We start from the raw sequence: 15,641 nt of genomic DNA, 5'->3' as shown, positions 1-15,641 counted from the left end.
AGCCGGCGGGCTAGATTGGCCGCGTCCGCGACCTGTGCATCCCGGAGGTGCTCCATGAGCCTGTCCACCGCGCTCCGTCACGCCCCGCCTCGCCTTGCGGCCGGCGCGTTCATCCTCAACTCGGGCCTGGGCAAGCGGAACCTCGACGCCGAGTCGGCCGCGGGCCTGCAGGCCATGGCCGTCAACGCGGTTCCCCAGCTCGGCGAGCTCGACCCCAAGGACTTCGCCAAGCTGCTCTCGACCAGTGAGATCGCGCTCGGCACCGCGCTGCTCCTGCCCATCGTCCCCACGTGGCTCGCGGCCCTCGGGCTCACCGGGTTCTCCGCGGGGCTCGTCCGCATGTACCTCAAGACCCCCGGCCTCACCGAGGCCGACGGCGTTCGGCCGACGCCGGACGGCCTGGGGATGGCCAAGGACGTGTGGCTCCTCGGGATGGGTCTAGGGCTCCTCGTCGACGCGATGACCGCCCCCTCGAAGGGCTGACACGGCCCGGCGCCGCCGACGGTAGCTGGGAATGCGGTAGCAGCCCCGGTGGTTGAGGACGTACGATGGGCCCGCCGGCTCCGGTCGGCGGTACAACTCCACAGGGGATGATCGGTTTCGACGACGGATGTCGTTCCAGGGGAAGCGGGCCGAGGATGCAGAGTCATCTCGTCAACGCTCTCTGCAAACCAATAGGTGCCGATTCCAAGCGCACCGACTTCGCCCTCGCCGCCTGAGCGAGCGTTCGAAGTCCGTCAGCCCGGGTTAGCTCTCGCCCCGGAGCCTGGCGTCATCTAGAGAGCCACTGCTCGCAGCCTTAGTCACCGGGGCTGCGGGGACTTCAAATGGTGACTGGGCCCGTCAGCATCTTGTCTGCGTGATTGCTGGGGCCGAGAAAATCTACTGCAGAATGCGCCCGGAGAAGCCCTGTTTCTTCACCGTCGGACGCGGGTTCGATTCCCGCCATCTCCACCGAGTCCCCGCCCCGTGCGGGGAACATCCCTGTATGCGTACGGCCCGTCCCCCTTGGGGGCGGGCCTTACGTGTGTCCCGGTGCCTTCGGTGTCGCGCCTGGCGCGCACCGGGCGGTGGGCGGCTGAGCCGCACCGCCATGTGCGTGTCGTCACTACCCGGCCTAGCCTGGAGCCGATGGTCCGGCCCGGCCGGGGCCCGATGGAGCCGGGGGGCACCATGGTGACGAATGCGCGTCGAGCGGCACGCCACACGGGAGAGCGCGACGTCGTCGACCTCAATCCCGTCTTTGCCAGGCCGGGCGAGGCCACCTCGGTGCCGAAGTTCCGGCTCCCGCAGGACCCGTCGCTGCCGGCGACCGCCTACCAGATCGTCCACGACGAGGCGATGCTCGACGGCAACGCCCGGCTCAACCTCGCGACGTTCGTCGGCACCTGGATGGACGAGTACGCGTCCCGCCTCTACATCGAGGCCGCCGACAAGAACATGATCGACAAGGACGAGTACCCCCAGACCGCCGCCGTGGAGACGCGGTGCTGGACCATGCTCGCCGACCTCTGGCACGCCCCCGACCCCGAGCAGGCCATCGGCACCTCGACCATCGGCTCGTCGGAGGCGGCCATGCTGGGGGGCCTCGCGCTCAAGCGGCGCTGGCAGCACGCGCGGCGCGCGGCGGGCATGGCCACGGACCGGCCGAACCTCGTGCTGTCGAGCGCCGTGCAGGTGTGCTGGGAGAAGTTCTGCAACTACTTCGAGGTCGAGGCCCGCTACGTGCCGATCTCGCTCGAGCACAAGGTCCTCGACGGCCACGAGCTCGAGAAGTACGTGGACGAGAACACCATCGGCGTCGTCGCGATCATGGGCGTCACCTACACGGGGATGTACGAGCCCGTGACGCAGATCGCCGCGGCGCTCGACCGGATCCAGGACTCGACCGGCGTCGACGTGCCGATCCACGTCGACGGCGCCTCGGGCGCCATGATCGCGCCGTTCGTGCAGCCGGACCTCGAGTGGGACTTCCGGGTCGCGCGCGTGGCATCGATCAACACGTCCGGGCACAAGTACGGGCTCGTCTACCCGGGTCTCGGCTGGGTCGTCTGGCGGGACCAGGACTGCCTGCCCGAGGACCTCGTCTTCCGGGTGTCCTACCTCGGTGGCGACATGCCGACGTTCGCCCTCAACTTCTCGCGGCCCGGCGCGCAGGTGCTGCTGCAGTACTACCTGTTCATCCGGCTCGGACGCGCCGGCTACGAAGCGGTCCAGCGGACGGCCCGCGACGTCGCGCTCTACCTCTCCGGCGAGATCGCGACGATGGCGGCGTTCGAGCTCTGGAACGACGGATCCGACATCCCGGTGTTCGCCTGGAGCCTGCGCCAGGGCCACACGGAGAACTGGAACCTCTACCACCTGTCGGACCGGCTGCGGACGAAGGGCTGGCTGGTGCCCGCGTATCCCATGCCCGACGACCTCACGGACCTCACGGTCCAGCGGATCGTGGTGCGCAACGGCCTGAGCCACGACCTCGCCTCGGCGTTCCTTGCCGACCTGCGCGAGGAGGTGGCCTACCTCGACGCGCTCACCGGCCCGATGCCGACCGAGGGTCAGCGCTCCGGCTTCCACCACTGAGCCGAGGCCCGCCGTGCGGCGACCTCGGGACGGGCGCGCCGGCAGTATTGCCGTGGACCGCGACGGCACGGTGTGACACGCTCGTCGGCGGGAGTCGCCCCGAGCGAGTACGCGCGGGAGGGACCAGACCCCCACGAGGACCTGACCGGACGAGGAGAACGCGGATGGACGACGTCACCGCAGGCTGCGGGGTGGCCACGACGGCCTGCCCAAGGCTGGCGACGCGCGCCGCGTCCCGCCAGACCCGAACCCACCGCTGAGCGGTCGGTCTCCGCAGCGCCCCTGAGGCTGTCGCCTCCCGTGGTGCGGGGTGTTCGTCGGTCCTCCGTGCGGGACGGGCGCAGATGTCCCCTGCCCTGCCGCCTGCCGCCCCGCGACGTCGTCGCCTGGGCCGGACGCGGCACCCCACGTCCCGGAAGACCCCACCATGATTGCCCTCACCGAGCAGCAGATCCGCGCGTCCTTCGTCAACGCCTCCCGCCGCGAGGCCGCCACCGCGACGCTCCCCGACCTCGACGTCCTCCGCTGGGACCGCCTGGAGTACCTCGGCTGGCGCGACCGCAAGGCACCGCTCGCGGCGTACGCCGTCGTCGAGCTCGACGGCGGACCCACGGGCATCCGCCTGCGCTCCACCGACCCCAAGGCGGCGGGGCGCCGTCGCCGCGCTCAGTGCGCCTGGTGCGAGGACATCGTCGTCACCGACGACGTGAGCCTGTACGTCGCCCGCCGGGCGGGGGCGGCCGGGCGGCGCGGTGACAGCGTCGGCACCCTCATCTGCACGGAGTTCGGGTGCTCGGCGAACGTCCGCCGGCCCCCGACGAGCATCGAGGTGGGCGACGACCCGACGATGCGCGAGTACGTCGTCGAGGCGCGGATCGCCGGCCTGCGCGAGCGTGCGGCGCGGTTCGTCACCGAGGTCCTGCGGGACGCCTGAGCACCCGCCGAGCGCCCGGCGTCGCCCGCCCCGCACCGGGCGGGCGGCGCCGGGGGCTGGGGGAGGCGGCGCAGCGCCGGCCGCTCCGGCCCGCCGCCCATCAGCCGGCGAGCACCTCGCGCAGCCGTGCGGCGAAGGCCTCGGGCTCGCCGGCCCAGCCGTGCTCGCCGCCCATGAACCCGCCGTGGTGGCTGGGGAAGACCGCCAGCTCGGTGCCGAGGGCCTGCGCCAGCGCCTCGCTCGCCCGCCACGTGAGGATCCCCTTGCTCTCGATCCCCGCCGCGATGACCACGCGCGTGGGGCCGGCGGTGAGGGCCTCGACGTCCGGGCGGTAGCCGGTGATCGCCTTCGCGACGCCGGAGAGCAGCGGGTTGTCGCGCGAGCCGTCGTCGTCCGTGGGCATGCCGAACCCCGCCGGATCGACGGGCTCGCTGAGGAAGTCGGCCGGGAACGGGCCCTGCCAGGAGGTGAGGGCCATGAACGCCGCCATGCCCCAGTTCTCCCCGCGCTCGGCGTAGATCGCGTCGACCCGCCGGGTGGCCGCCTCGGCCTCCTCGGCATCGGGCAGCACGGTGAGCAGGGGCGGCTCGTGCGCGACGTAGGTGCGCACGTCCTCCGGGTGCGTGGCGACGAGGCACAGACCCGTGACGGCCCCCCCGCTGCTGCCCATGAGGTCCACCGGGCCGGTGCCGAGCGCCTCGAGGAGGCGGTGCAGGTCGTCGGCCTGCTGCTCGGGGCTCTGCGTCTTCAGGCCGTCGTGGCGGACGCTGCGGCCGAGGCCGCGGGGGTCGTAGGTGATCACCGTGCGGTCGGGGAAGTAGGAGGCGAGCGTGGCGAAGCCGCCGGCGTCCATGGGCTGGCCGATGAGGAGGAGCGGGGGCTGCCCGTCCGCCGGGGGCAGCGGACCGCGGACGTCGTAGGTGAGCGTGGCGCCGGGGACGTCGAGCGTGCGGGTGCTCGTCGTGGTGGTTGACATGGTGCTGCTCCTGGGGGTCCGAGGGGAACGCGGACGCGGTCGTGCCCGCTCACCCGTGCTGACCCATCGGTCGGGCCAAACTCATCGGTCGGGAGAAGATCAGGAAGTCCTTGTGCGCCAAGTGATCTGATGATTTGATGACCAGGTGACCACCGTGGGCCGCGACGCCGCGCCACACCGGCCCGACCTCACGTCGGCGCTGGTGAGTGCCGTGGTGGAGATGATCAGCCGGCGCGGCATCGAGCCCGGGATGAAGATCGGTCCCCTGCGCGAGCTCGCCGGCGAGTTCGGCGTCGCCGTGCCCACCATGCGCGAGGCGCTGCGACGGCTCGAGGGCCTGGGGATGCTCACCTTCCGGCACGGCTCCGGCGTCTACGTCGGCCCGAACTTCCACCGCAGCGTGCTCGTCAACGCGGCGCCCCCGCGGCCCGACCGCCACAAGCTCGTCGCCCTCATCCAGGCCCGCCAGCTCTTCGAGCCGTCCGTCGCGGCGCAGGCCGCCACCGTCCGTGCCCCGCACGGGCTCGAGCTCCTCGGCGTGAAGGTCGCGGAGGCGCGGCGCTGCCTCACCAGCGGCGACGAGCGGTTGTGGCGGGTGAACATCGACATCCACCGCGCCATCGCCGTCACGGCCGGCAACCCCATCGTCGAGGAGATCCTCGACGCGATCCTCCTCATCCACGCCGATGAGCAGCAGCAGATCCTCGCGCTCCACGGCGACCCGCACGCGGACCACGCCGAGCACGAGGAGATCGTCCGCCTCATCGAGGCGGGCGAGGCCGACCGTGTCCGCCAGGTGGTCGAGAGCCACCTCGTCGGTGTCGCGGAGGTGATCGGTACGCCCCTGACCCCGTAGTGCCCGTGCACCACTCCATCGTTCACGACGAGGTGACGAGAGATGACGAAGCATGCACTGCTCACCGGCACCCTCTGCCTGGGTGCCCTGCTCCTCAGCGCTGGGACCGCCACGGCGGCCCCGGGCGTTCCCACCGGACGACCGGCGGGCCCCACCTGCTCGCTCGCCGGCGCCACCATCACCGCCACCGCCGAGGTGGACGACGACCTCACCGACCTCTTCACGTCCTACGGCGACTCGGGCGTGGGCTGGACCGGTGCGGACAGCACGTACTCCGTCCCGCTGCGGGACGGGTCGACGGCGTGGATCTTCTCCGACACCTTCCTCGGACCGGTCAACCCGGACGGGACCCGGCCGCTGACCACCCCGTTCCTCAACAACTCGATCATCGTCCAGGACGACGACGAGCTCGAGACCGTCACGGGCGGCACGCCCACCGACCCGCAGAGCATCGTGGGTCCCTCGCCGGGCGTGGACTGGCGCTGGTTCGGCGCCGGCCTCGCCACCCGGCGGGGCGACCTGCAGGTCGGCGTCCTCGACTTCGCCCGGTTCGGCGCGGGCCCGTGGGACTGGGCGTGGACGGGCAACTCGCTGGTCACGCTCGACACCCGGACGTGGGAGGTCACCTCGCTCGACCCGCTCCCCTCGGAGGCGGGCATCCAGTGGGCCTCGTGGTACCAGCGCATCGGTGGCCACGTCTACGTCTACGGCGTCGAGGACCTGGGTGCCGAGAAGTACCTGCACGTGGCCCGCGCCCTCGGCGGCGACCTCACCGACCTCAATCGGTGGCGCTACTGGGACGGCGAGGGGTGGTCGCGCGAGGAGACCGCCTCGGCGCGGGTCCTCGACGACGTCGCCAACGAGTACAGCGTCACGCCCTACCGCGACGGCTACCTCCTCGTCACCCAGGACACCTCGGTGCCCTTCAGCCGGGAGATCGTCGCCTACACCGCCTGCTCGCCGCAGGGGCCGTTCACCTTCGCCACGAAGCTCTACGACATGCCCGAGGTGGGGCCGTTCGGCACCTACGGCAACCCCAACGTCATCGGCTACAACGCCCACGAGCACCCCGAGCTGCGCGACGGGGACACGCTCCTGGTCACCTACAACGTCAACTCCCTCGACAGCACCGAGCTCTACGAGGACGTCTCCATCTACCGGCCCCGCTTCGTCGAGATCACGCTCGACGTCTCCTGACCCCCCGCCCCCGCAGTCATCACAACGAGGTGAAACCCATGAGGAAGTCTGTATGCGCGACGGCGGCGCTCTCCGCGCTCGCCCTGACCCTGGCCGCGTGCTCCGGCGCGAGCGACGACGGCGATCCCACCGCCACCGGCGACGGTGACGCCCCCGCCGAGGACGTCACCATCTCCTTCTACACCGACAAGGCGGCCTGGGAGCCGAGCTTCGAGGAGATGAACACGGTCTCCGAGCCCGAGGGGCTCACCCTGAGCTTCACCGGCTACTCCGACCCCACCGCCTACGACGCCTTCGTCAAGCAGGCGTTCCGCACCGACTCCGTGCCGGACCTGTTCACCTGGCACACCGGCGGGCAGCTCGCCGAGCTGGTCGAGCAGGGTCTGGTCGCCGAGACGACGGACCTGTGGGCGGAGGCGGAGGCCAACGGCGACGTGCCGGAGGGGCTCATCGACAACTACACCATCGACGGCAAGCAGTACTGCGTCCCGCTCAACGTCGTCTACTGGACGATGTACTACAACAAGAACATCTTCGACGAGCACGGCCTCGAGGTCCCGACCACGTGGGAGGAGCTCGAGACCGTGGCGGACACCCTGGTGGAGAACGACGTCGTCCCGTTCCACCAGATGAACATCATCTTCGAGTTCGTGTGGTTCCAGGCGCTCCTCGCCGGGCACTCGCCCGAGACCTACGAGGGCCTGCAGACCGGGGAGGCCAGCTACACCGACCCCGAGGTCGTCGAGGTCATGGAGCAGTGGGGCGAGATGATGGACAACGGCTACTTCATCGACCCCGGCGTGAGCACCGACCCGCAGACGCTGCTGTCCACGGGTGAGGTGGCGATGGCCTACTTCGGCACCTTCTTCACCGGCCAGCTCGACAGCGTGGGCGCGGTGTCCGGCACCGACTACGGGGTCTTCCCGGTGCCCAACATGAACCCGGACACCGAGACCAACCAGATGATCCTCGAGACCGGGCCGCTGTGCGTGGGCGCGGGCGCGGAGAACGAGCAGGCGGCGCTGGACTACAGCGCCTGGTGGATGGGCGAGGACGCGCAAGGCGCGTGGTCCTCCTCGCGGGGCGACGTCTCGTTCAACCCCAAGGCCGAGGTGGCCGACCCCGAGCTCGCCACGCTCGTCGAGGCCGTGGGCAACGACGAGTTCCAGGTGCAGATGCGCTACCTCGAGGCGACGCCGCTGCCGGTGTACACCCTCTCCACCGAGATCTTCGGCGACTTCGTCACCAACAACCCCGACCCGGTGCCGGGCCTGGAGCGGTTGCAGGCCGAGGCCGAGGCGTACTGGGCCGAGCAGGAGTGAGCACGGGTGCGGGGCCGGCCCGGCCGGCCCCGCACCCGCCCACCGCCAGGAGGACGACATGACCTCGAGGACATCCCTCGCCACCCCGACCACGCCCCCCGCGGCCGGCGCCCCCGGCCCTGCGCCGGCGAACAAGCCGCGCGACACGTACCGGTGGGCCTCGCGCAGCTTCGCCCTGCCCGCGCTCGCGATCGTCGCCGTGCTGCTCTACCTGCCGTTCCTGTGGACCACCTACCTCAGCTTCACCGAGTTCAACGGCCTCGGTGACCCCGAGTGGGTGGGCCTGGAGAAGTACCGCGAGATGTTCGCCGACGCCGGGTTCTTCACCTCGGTACGCAACACGCTGCTGTGGGTGGTCGGCACCCTCGTCCTCCCCGTCGGCCTGGGCCTGTTCATCGCGGTCCTCGCGCACGACATCAAGGGGTCGTTCTGGTACCGGCTGCCGTTCCTCCTGCCCTACGCCATCTCCGGCGTCGCCGTCGGCGTCATCTGGACGTTCATCCTCCAGACCGGCGGGGCGCTGAGCGAGGCGCTGGCGTTCCTCCACCTCCCGGGCACCGAGCTGCGCTGGCTGCTCGACGCCCCGCTCAACACCCTGGTGATGATCGTGGCGGCGACGTGGCAGGGCGCCGGAGTCAACGCCCTGCTGTTCGGGATCGGCCTGCAGTCCATCCCCAAGGAGCCCATCGAGGCCGCCCGGCTCGACGGCGCGTCCGGGTGGACGCTGTTCCGGACGATGACCTGGCCCATGCTCGCCCCGCTCACCACCGTGGTGGTGGGCCTGGCCATCGTCGGGTCGCTCAAGACCTTCGACATCATCTGGGCGATGACCAAGGGCGGCCCCGGCCGGTCCTCGGAGACCCTCGCCCTGACGATGTACAAGGAGACCTTCGTCAACAACGACTACGGGCTGGGCGCCGCCGTGGCGGTCCTGCTCACCGTCGTCACCGTCGCGGCGTCGGTCCTGTACCTGCGCCGCCAGCTCTCCGACAGCAAGGAGCTGTGATGGCCGACAAGGCACGCAAGTCCATCCTCGTCGCTCTCGGGGTCCTGTGGCTGGCGCCGGTCTACCTCATGCTCGCCAACGCCGCGAAGACCAACGACCAGTACGGCGTCGTCTCCGTGTGGCAGGCCGTGGGGGTCTCCGGCCTCCTGGAGAACATGGCGGCGGCCTGGGACCGCGGCGACATCTCCGAGGGCATCGCCTCGACGGCGCTGTACAGCATCGTCTCCCCGCTCCTGGCTGTCCTCGTCGGGGCCGCGGCCGGGTTCGCCATCGTCGCGCTGCGCCTGCGGCACGGCTTCGCCTGGTTCGTGCTGATCTTCTCCAGCACGGTGTTCCCGCTGCAGATGATCCTCATGCCGCTGTTCATCGGCTACGTCGAGGTGGGGCTGTACGACACCCGGATCGGGATGATCCTCATCTACGCGGTGATCTCCGTGCCGTTCTCGGCGTTCGTCATGCGGAACTTCTTCTCGGGGATCGCGCGGCAGGTGTTCGAGGCCGCGGTGGTCGACGGCGCCTCCTCCTGGCGGATCTTCTTCCGCATCTACCTGCCCATGTCGACGAGCGCCCTGGCGGCGATCTTCATCCTCCAGGCGACGTTCATCTGGAACGACCTGCTGCTCGGCCTCACGCTCACCCAGTCCTCGGACACCCGGCCCGTGATGACCGCGCTGTCGGCCCTGCAGAGCACGTACGGCGGCTCGACCATGCCCACGGTCCTCGCCGGTGGGCTCATCGTGTCCATCCCCACCGTCGTGCTGTTCCTGCTCACCCAGCGCGCCTTCACCCGGGGCCTCGCCCTGGGCCAGTTCTGAGGAGAACGACCATGACCGAGCCGACCTGGCAGGGACGGGTGGCGATCGTCACCGGGGCCGCCGCGGGCATCGGCGGCGCCGTCGCCGAGGCCCTGGTGGCGCGCGGTGCGAGCGTCGTCGGCGTCGACCGGGACGCCGACGCGCTCGACCGGGCCGCCGCGGCGGCGCAGGACGGGCCGGGGCGCCTGGTGCCGGCGGTGGGTGACGTCGCCGACGCCGACCGGTGGCGGGTCCTCGCCGAGGAGGTCCGCGCCGACCACGGCGGCATCGACGCGCTCGTCTGCGCGGCCGGCGTCCAGCGCTACGGGTCGGTGGACGCCACCGACGACGCCACCTACCGCGAGGTGATGGACGTCAACGTCGGCGGCGCGTTCCAGGCCTGCCGCGTCGGCGTGCCCCTGCTGCGTGCCCGCGGCGGCGGTGCCGTCGTCCTCGTCGCCTCCGTCCAGGGGTACGGCGCCCAGAGCGACGTCGCCGCGTACGCCGCCAGCAAGGGGGCGCTGCACGCCCTCACCCGCGCCATGGCGATCGACCACGCGGCGGAGGGGATCCGGGTGAACTCGGTGAGCCCCGGCTCGGTCGACACCCCGATGCTGCGCTGGGCGGCCGAGCTGTTCAGCGAGGGCCGACCGCCCGAGGAGCTCCTCGCGCAGTGGGGGCGCTCCCACCCGCTCGGCCGCGTCGCGCGCGCGTCGGAGGTCGCCGAGGCCGTGGAGTTCCTCCTCAGCGAACGGGCATCGTTCATCACGGGCACCGACCTCAAGGTCGACGGCGGACTCACCGCCGGCCTGCCCGTCGCCCTGCCCGAGGCGGCGTCGTGAGGGGCAGCGGCATGCGCATCGCGGAGGTGCGCGCCACGACGGTGACGGTGCCGCTCGAGGCCCCGCTGCGGCACAGCAACGGCGCCCACTGGGGCCGGTTCGTGCGCACCCTCGTCGAGCTGGAGACCGAGGACGGGCTCGTCGGCGTGGGGGAGATGGGCGGCGGCGGGCAGAGCGCCGAGGCCGCCGTCCTCAGCCTCAAGGACTACCTCCTCGGCCACGACCCGGCCCGCACCGAGGCGCTGCGGTTCATGCTCGCCAACCCCACGGCGAGCCTGTACAACAACCGCACCCAGCTCCTCGCCGCGCTCGAGTTCGCCTGCCTCGACCTCCTCGGCAAGCACACGGGGCTGCCGGTCCACGCCCTGCTCGGCGGCGCCGTGCGCAGCGAGGTGGAGTTCGCCTCCTACCTCTTCTTCCGGTACCCCGCCGCGGACGGGTCGGGGGAGGTGCGCACCCCCGACCAGCTCGTCGCGCACGCGTGGGACCTCAAGGCCGCGCACGGCTTCCGGGTCCACAAGGTCAAGGGCGGCGTCTTCGACCCCGGGTACGAGCGTGAGGCCTACCGCGCGGTGGCCGAGGCCCTCGACGGCGACCGGTTCCGCTACGACCCCAACGGGGTCCTCAGCCCCGAGCAGAGCATCGAGTTCGCCGCGGGGATCGAGGACCTCGCCAACGACTACCTCGAGGACCCCTGCCTGGGCCTGCCCGGCCTGCGCCGCGTGCGCGAGCGGACCCGGATCCCGCTGGCGACGAACACCGTCGTCGTCGACTTCGCGCAGCTGGCGACGAACGTCCTCGCGCCCGCCGTCGACGTCGTCCTGCTCGACACCACCTTCTGGGGCGGGATCCGCCCGTGCGTCAAGGCCGCCGGGGTGTGCGAGACCTTCGGGCTGGGGGTGGCGGTGCACTCCTCGGGGGAGCTGGGCGTCCAGCTCGCGACGATGCTCCACCTCGGGGCCGTCGTCCCGAACCTCACCTTCGCGGCGGACGCGCACTACCACCACCTCCGCGACGACGTCATCGTCGGCGGGAAGATGCCCTACCGCGACGGGAAGATCGCCGTCCCCGACGGCCCGGGGCTCGGGGTGGAGCTCGACCGGGACAAGGTCGCCGAGTACGCCGAGCTGTACCGCGAGCTGGGCCCCTATCCCTACGACCGCGACCCCGGCCGTCCCGGGTGGTACCCCATGGTGCCCAACACCGACTTCGCCGACCCGTCCCGCGCGGGGCGCCCCGAGGCGCTCGCGCACGAACCCTTCTGACCGAGCCGGCGCCTCCCCGCCAGGAAGGACACCATGACCCTGCCCACCGTCCCCACCGTCGAGGACTTCGCGAGCACGGTGGTCGTCGACCGCTTCGACGACATGATCAACCCGCCGGGGCTGACCAACCACCTCGCCACCGCGCAGGTGGACCACGACGTGCTCGCGGTCCGGTCCCTCAACGTCCCGCCCGTCTCCCACGGCGACTGCATCACCGGCCAGCTCTACCTCGGCGGGCGGCTCGCGCGCTCCTACGGGCAGGCGGTGGAGGTGCAGTGGCGCCCCGACCGGGTGGTGCGCCGCACGACGATCGACGGCTGGCGGGTCGAGACGACCACCGTCTGCCCGCCGGGGGAGCCCGGCGTCGTCGTCCACGTCGAGGTGACGAACACCGCCGAGCGGGCGCGGGAGCTGCGGCTGGGGGCGTGGATCGACTCGACGGTGACCCGCTCCGCGTCGCCCTGGCTGTCCGCGCCCCCGCCGTCGGCGCCCAACCGCGTCGAGGTCGACGGCGCCCGGCGCGTGGGTCGCCCGGCCGACGGGTCCGCGCTCAGCCTCCAGGGCCTGGTGGGCGTGGGCGGGGAGGACCTGGCCGACGTCGCCGGCGACCCCCGGCTCGTCGAGGTGCGACGCGAGGTGGCGGCGGGCGCGAGCACCGAGCTGGCGTACGTCCACGTCGTCGCGTCCGGGGAGGACGCCGAGGGGGTCGCCCGAGCGGCGTACGAGCGGATCGCCGCCGACGTCCCGGCGGCGCTCGCGGCGTCCCGCGAGGCGTGGGATGCGAGCCTCGCCGCGATGTTCACCCCCGGCAACGCCGAGTTCGGCGGCAGCCTCCCGGTCCTGGAGACGGCCAACGAGGCGCTGCGCACCCTGTACTGGTGGGGCGCGATGGGCGTGCTGTGGTTCCGCCGCGACAACCCCGCCTCGGTGCTCGGGCGCACCTACGACACCCTCATGCCGCGGTACTGGCAGACGACCACCTTCATCTGGGACTACTCGCTGAGCTCGATGGTGCACGCGCTGCTCGACCCCGCCGTCATGCGCCGCCAGATCGAGCACTGGGTGGGCCTCGACATCGAGGAGCACTTCGGCACCGAGTGGCTCACCGGCGGCCCGGTCGGCAACTGGTACTCCGTCAACCACTACGCCATGACCCGCCTGGTCCACGACTACCTCCGCCTCCACGGCGACCACGCGTTCCTCGACGCCGAGGCCACCACCCCGAGCGGGCAGACCCGGACCATGGGCGACAGCGTGCGGTACTGGGCGCGGGCCTGGCACCGGCTGCGGACGTCGTCCGGGCTCGCCGACTACGGCGAGATCGACAACCTCCTCGAGTGCGTGAGCACCTACGTCCACGAGGTCGCCAGCCTCAACGCGGCGAACGTGTGGTGCCTGCGCACGGCCGCGGAGATCAGCGAGCGGCAGGGCCTCGACGACGTCGCGTCGGGCATGCGGGCGGAGGCCGACGCCCTCGTCCCCCTGGTCAACGCCCTCTACGTGCCCGGGACCGGGTACTTCGCCGCCCGCCAGCCCGACGGGCGGCTCGTCGAGACCCGCCACTGCTACGACTTCTCCACCGTCGGCACCACCATCGCCGCCGATCTGCCCGCCGAGCAGCGCGCCGAGATGGTGCGCTTCTTTGTCGAGGAGCTGCGCTCGCCGTCGTGGATGCGGGCCCTGTCCCCGCACGACCTGGACGCCGGCTACTCGTTGCGGGCCGACCACCAGTGGAACGGCGCCTACCCCGCGTGGCCCGCCGACTCGGCGCGCGCCGCGATCGCCCTGGGGCACCCCGGCGCCGCCCTCGAGTGGCTCGAGGGCCTGGCCCGCACCGCGAACCAGGGCCCCCCGGGGCAGGCGCACTTCGTCGAGGAGGCCGTCGACCCGATCGACGGCGGCGCCCGCAAGGCACCGCCGCAGCTGCCCTACATCCTCGACTGGTCCTGCTCCTCGGCCGGGGCCTGGTGCGAGCTCGTGCTCGGATCGGTCTTCGGCCTCGAGATCGGGCTCGACGGGGAGGTACGGGCGAACGGGTGTATCGCCGACCTCGACCCCGACGCGCGCCTCACCGGGCTGGTGGTCCAGGGCCGCACGTACGACGTCGTCGGCACGGAGGTGACCGCCCGGTAGCGGCGGGTGTATGCCCGCGGGCCGCGCGCTCACGGCGGGTGCGTGCCCGCCGGCCGGCGGTCGCGGCGGCCGTGCGCTCAGCCGGCGAAGGGGAGGACCGGCAGCCCCGGGACGTCCACCTCGACGCGGAACAGCGCCCCCGCGCCGGGGGCGGCCGCGGCGCCGAGGCCGCCGCGGGAGGTGGTGACGAACAGGTCGGTGAGGTCCGGTCCGCCGAGGGTGCAGGCGGTGACGTGGGGGACCGGCAGCACCACCCGCTCGAGGAGCGTGCCGTCGGGGGCGTACCGCAGGACCGTGGCGGCGCCGTAGACCGCGACCCAGATGGTGCCCTGGGCGTCGACGACGAGGCCGTCGAGCTCGCCGTCGAGCGCGCCGTCCGCGCCGCGGCGGTCGACGAGGACGCGGCGGTCGACCAGGCGGCCGTCGACGACGTCGAAGAGATCGAGCCGCCCGGTCGGGCTGTCGACGTAGTACGCCGATGCGCCGTCGGGGGAGAAGCCGAGGCCGTTGGAGATGGTGATGCCGTCGAGCACCGGCTCGACGGCGAGATCGGCACCCACCCGGTAGAGGGCGGCGGCGCCGGGCGTCTGGTCCCAGGCGCTGGTGCCGACGTAGAGGCTGCCGTCGGGCGCCGCGGTGCCCTCGTTCATCCGGATACCGGGCGCGTGCGTCACCTCGACGGCCCGGGCGGGGGCGCCGTCGACGTCGTCGGCGAGCTCGATGCCGTGCTCCGTGGCGACGACGTACCCGCCGTGCGCTCGCGGCCGGACGAAGGCGGCGACGCGGCCCACGTGCCGGCGCTCGACCGCGCCGTCGGGCCGGAGGGCGAGCAGGTCCCCGGCGAGCATGTCGACGAAGCGCAGCCCGCCCCAGGCCGGGGACCAGACGGGGCCCTCCCCGTGGTCGGTGACGGCCGCGGTGATCTGCTCGACGGTGCGCACGAGGGCAGTCTGGCCGACGAGCGGCGCCGGGCGCAGCGAGTTCGCTAGTTCCCGCCGAGTTCGCCACCTTGTGCCGAGTTCGCCACTTTGTGCCGAGTTCGCTGTTTCATGCCGAGTTCGCTAGTAGGAACTAGCGAACTGAGGATGAACTAGCGAACTCGGCAGATGGCGGGCGTCCGAGTTCGCTGGTTTCAGCCGAGTTCGCCAGTTCCCGCACGCACGAGCGGACTCCGCGGAGGGGCGAAGTAGCGGTGCATAATCCCCGGCCATGCGACTGAGTTTCCGGCCCGCGGTCCCCGGCGTGACGGTCCTCCGGCCCCAGCGACGCATCACCGCCGTCGACGCGGTGGGATTGCTGCTCCTCATGTCAGCGGGCCTCGTCCTGGCCTTATGGCCCGAGGCGCTCAGCGGGGAGCCGTTTCTCGCCCTCGGACTCGTCGCCCTCGCCGCCTGCTTCGTTTACCGGTGGTGGCCGAGGCGGTCCGTCGAGCTCCACGACGACGCCCTGGTCATCCGGCGCTTCCAGCAACGCTGGGTGCCCTACGGCGAGATCACCGCCGTCACCGGCGACGTGCCCGGCGCCCTCCGCGCGAGCACGCGGCTGCGAATCGAGCGCCGCACCGGGCGGCCCATCCGCCTGCCGGTCCTCGCCGTCCCGGTGCCCGAGGCCCATGCTTTCATCGTTGCCCGGGCCGGGCTTGACGCGCGGGTGCCGAGGACGCGGCCCGCGGCCTGAGGTGCACTGGCTCCGCAAAACGGCCCCCGCGCCGAGCCCCCGTTCGGCACACTCGGCCC

Annotated in this window: 14 protein-coding genes and 1 other RNA gene; 13 read left to right on the top strand and 2 right to left on the bottom strand. The window is 72.2% G+C overall.

Translation table 11 applies throughout. From position 1 onward, the window contains the following. The first annotated feature begins 54 nt into the window (after positions 1 to 54). From EBO36_RS11245 to EBO36_RS11230, 4 genes are all read left to right on the top strand, one after another. Positions 55 to 483: a hypothetical protein gene (locus EBO36_RS11245; RefSeq protein WP_122824699.1), complete on the top strand. Its 429-nt coding sequence runs from the start codon at positions 55 to 57 to the stop codon at positions 481 to 483. A 103-nt stretch (positions 484 to 586) separates the two neighbouring features. Next, positions 587 to 957: a transfer-messenger RNA gene (gene ssrA, locus EBO36_RS11240) on the top strand. 216 nt (positions 958 to 1,173) lie between these two features. Continuing rightward, complete coding sequence (gene gad, locus EBO36_RS11235; protein WP_122825629.1) at positions 1,174 to 2,580, top strand: glutamate decarboxylase; 1,407 nt, start codon at positions 1,174 to 1,176, stop codon at positions 2,578 to 2,580. Positions 2,581 to 3,007: 427 nt separating this feature from the next. Continuing rightward, a complete protein-coding gene (locus tag EBO36_RS11230; protein WP_122824698.1) occupies positions 3,008 to 3,514 on the top strand; it encodes an FBP domain-containing protein in 507 nt (168 codons plus the stop codon). Between the two features lie 100 nt (positions 3,515 to 3,614). Here EBO36_RS11230 and EBO36_RS11225 read toward each other — a convergent pair whose 3' ends face one another. After that, positions 3,615 to 4,490 (bottom strand): alpha/beta fold hydrolase, encoded by an 876-nt coding sequence (locus EBO36_RS11225; protein ID WP_122824697.1) that lies wholly within the window; start codon positions 4,488 to 4,490, stop codon positions 3,615 to 3,617. A 145-nt stretch (positions 4,491 to 4,635) separates the two neighbouring features. On the opposite strand from EBO36_RS11225, the gene EBO36_RS11220 reads away from it, so the two are divergent. The 8 genes from EBO36_RS11220 to EBO36_RS11185 are packed head-to-tail and all read left to right on the top strand — an operon-like array spanning position 4,636 to position 13,905. Beyond that, complete coding sequence (locus EBO36_RS11220) at positions 4,636 to 5,346, top strand: FadR/GntR family transcriptional regulator (protein ID WP_122824696.1); 711 nt, start codon at positions 4,636 to 4,638, stop codon at positions 5,344 to 5,346. Between the two features lie 42 nt (positions 5,347 to 5,388). Continuing rightward, positions 5,389 to 6,543, top strand: coding sequence for a DUF4185 domain-containing protein (locus EBO36_RS11215; RefSeq protein ID WP_122824695.1), 1,155 nt, complete (start codon positions 5,389 to 5,391; stop codon positions 6,541 to 6,543). A gap of 38 nt (positions 6,544 to 6,581) precedes the next feature. Then, positions 6,582 to 7,865: an ABC transporter substrate-binding protein gene (locus EBO36_RS11210; protein ID WP_122824694.1), complete on the top strand. Its 1,284-nt coding sequence runs from the start codon at positions 6,582 to 6,584 to the stop codon at positions 7,863 to 7,865. A gap of 58 nt (positions 7,866 to 7,923) precedes the next feature. Further along, the gene (locus EBO36_RS11205) at positions 7,924 to 8,871 is read left to right on the top strand and encodes a carbohydrate ABC transporter permease (protein WP_122824693.1); all 948 of its coding nucleotides are present in this window, start codon (positions 7,924 to 7,926) and stop codon (positions 8,869 to 8,871) included. Further along, positions 8,871 to 9,686 carry a carbohydrate ABC transporter permease gene (locus EBO36_RS11200; protein WP_122824692.1) on the top strand — a complete coding sequence of 272 codons (816 nt, stop codon included), beginning with the start codon at positions 8,871 to 8,873 and terminating at the stop codon, positions 9,684 to 9,686. The genes EBO36_RS11205 and EBO36_RS11200 overlap by 1 nt, the downstream gene beginning before the upstream one ends. An 11-nt stretch (positions 9,687 to 9,697) precedes the next feature. Next, positions 9,698 to 10,507 carry an SDR family NAD(P)-dependent oxidoreductase gene (locus EBO36_RS11195; RefSeq protein WP_122824691.1) on the top strand — a complete coding sequence of 270 codons (810 nt, stop codon included), beginning with the start codon at positions 9,698 to 9,700 and terminating at the stop codon, positions 10,505 to 10,507. Between the two features lie 11 nt (positions 10,508 to 10,518). Continuing rightward, positions 10,519 to 11,772, top strand: a complete 1,254-nt coding sequence (locus EBO36_RS11190) for an enolase C-terminal domain-like protein (protein ID WP_122824690.1) — start codon at positions 10,519 to 10,521, stop codon at positions 11,770 to 11,772. Between the two features lie 33 nt (positions 11,773 to 11,805). Then, the gene (locus EBO36_RS11185; RefSeq protein WP_122824689.1) at positions 11,806 to 13,905 is read left to right on the top strand and encodes a hypothetical protein; all 2,100 of its coding nucleotides are present in this window, start codon (positions 11,806 to 11,808) and stop codon (positions 13,903 to 13,905) included. A gap of 77 nt (positions 13,906 to 13,982) precedes the next feature. On the opposite strand, the gene EBO36_RS11180 is transcribed toward EBO36_RS11185, so the two are convergent. Further along, positions 13,983 to 14,846 (bottom strand): SMP-30/gluconolactonase/LRE family protein, encoded by an 864-nt coding sequence (locus EBO36_RS11180; protein ID WP_122824688.1) that lies wholly within the window; start codon positions 14,844 to 14,846, stop codon positions 13,983 to 13,985. A 268-nt stretch (positions 14,847 to 15,114) separates the two neighbouring features. Here EBO36_RS11180 and EBO36_RS11175 point away from each other — a divergent pair, with 268 nt between their 5' ends. Further along, the gene (locus tag EBO36_RS11175; protein WP_122824687.1) at positions 15,115 to 15,582 is read left to right on the top strand and encodes a hypothetical protein; all 468 of its coding nucleotides are present in this window, start codon (positions 15,115 to 15,117) and stop codon (positions 15,580 to 15,582) included. Positions 15,583 to 15,641 lie beyond the last annotated feature (59 nt).

The organism is Georgenia faecalis (genome assembly GCF_003710105.1).
Taxonomy (GTDB): Bacteria; Actinomycetota; Actinomycetes; order Actinomycetales; family Actinomycetaceae; genus Georgenia_A; species Georgenia_A faecalis.
Note: the sequence above shows the minus strand (reverse complement) of the source record. Positions and strands in the feature narration are given on the sequence as shown.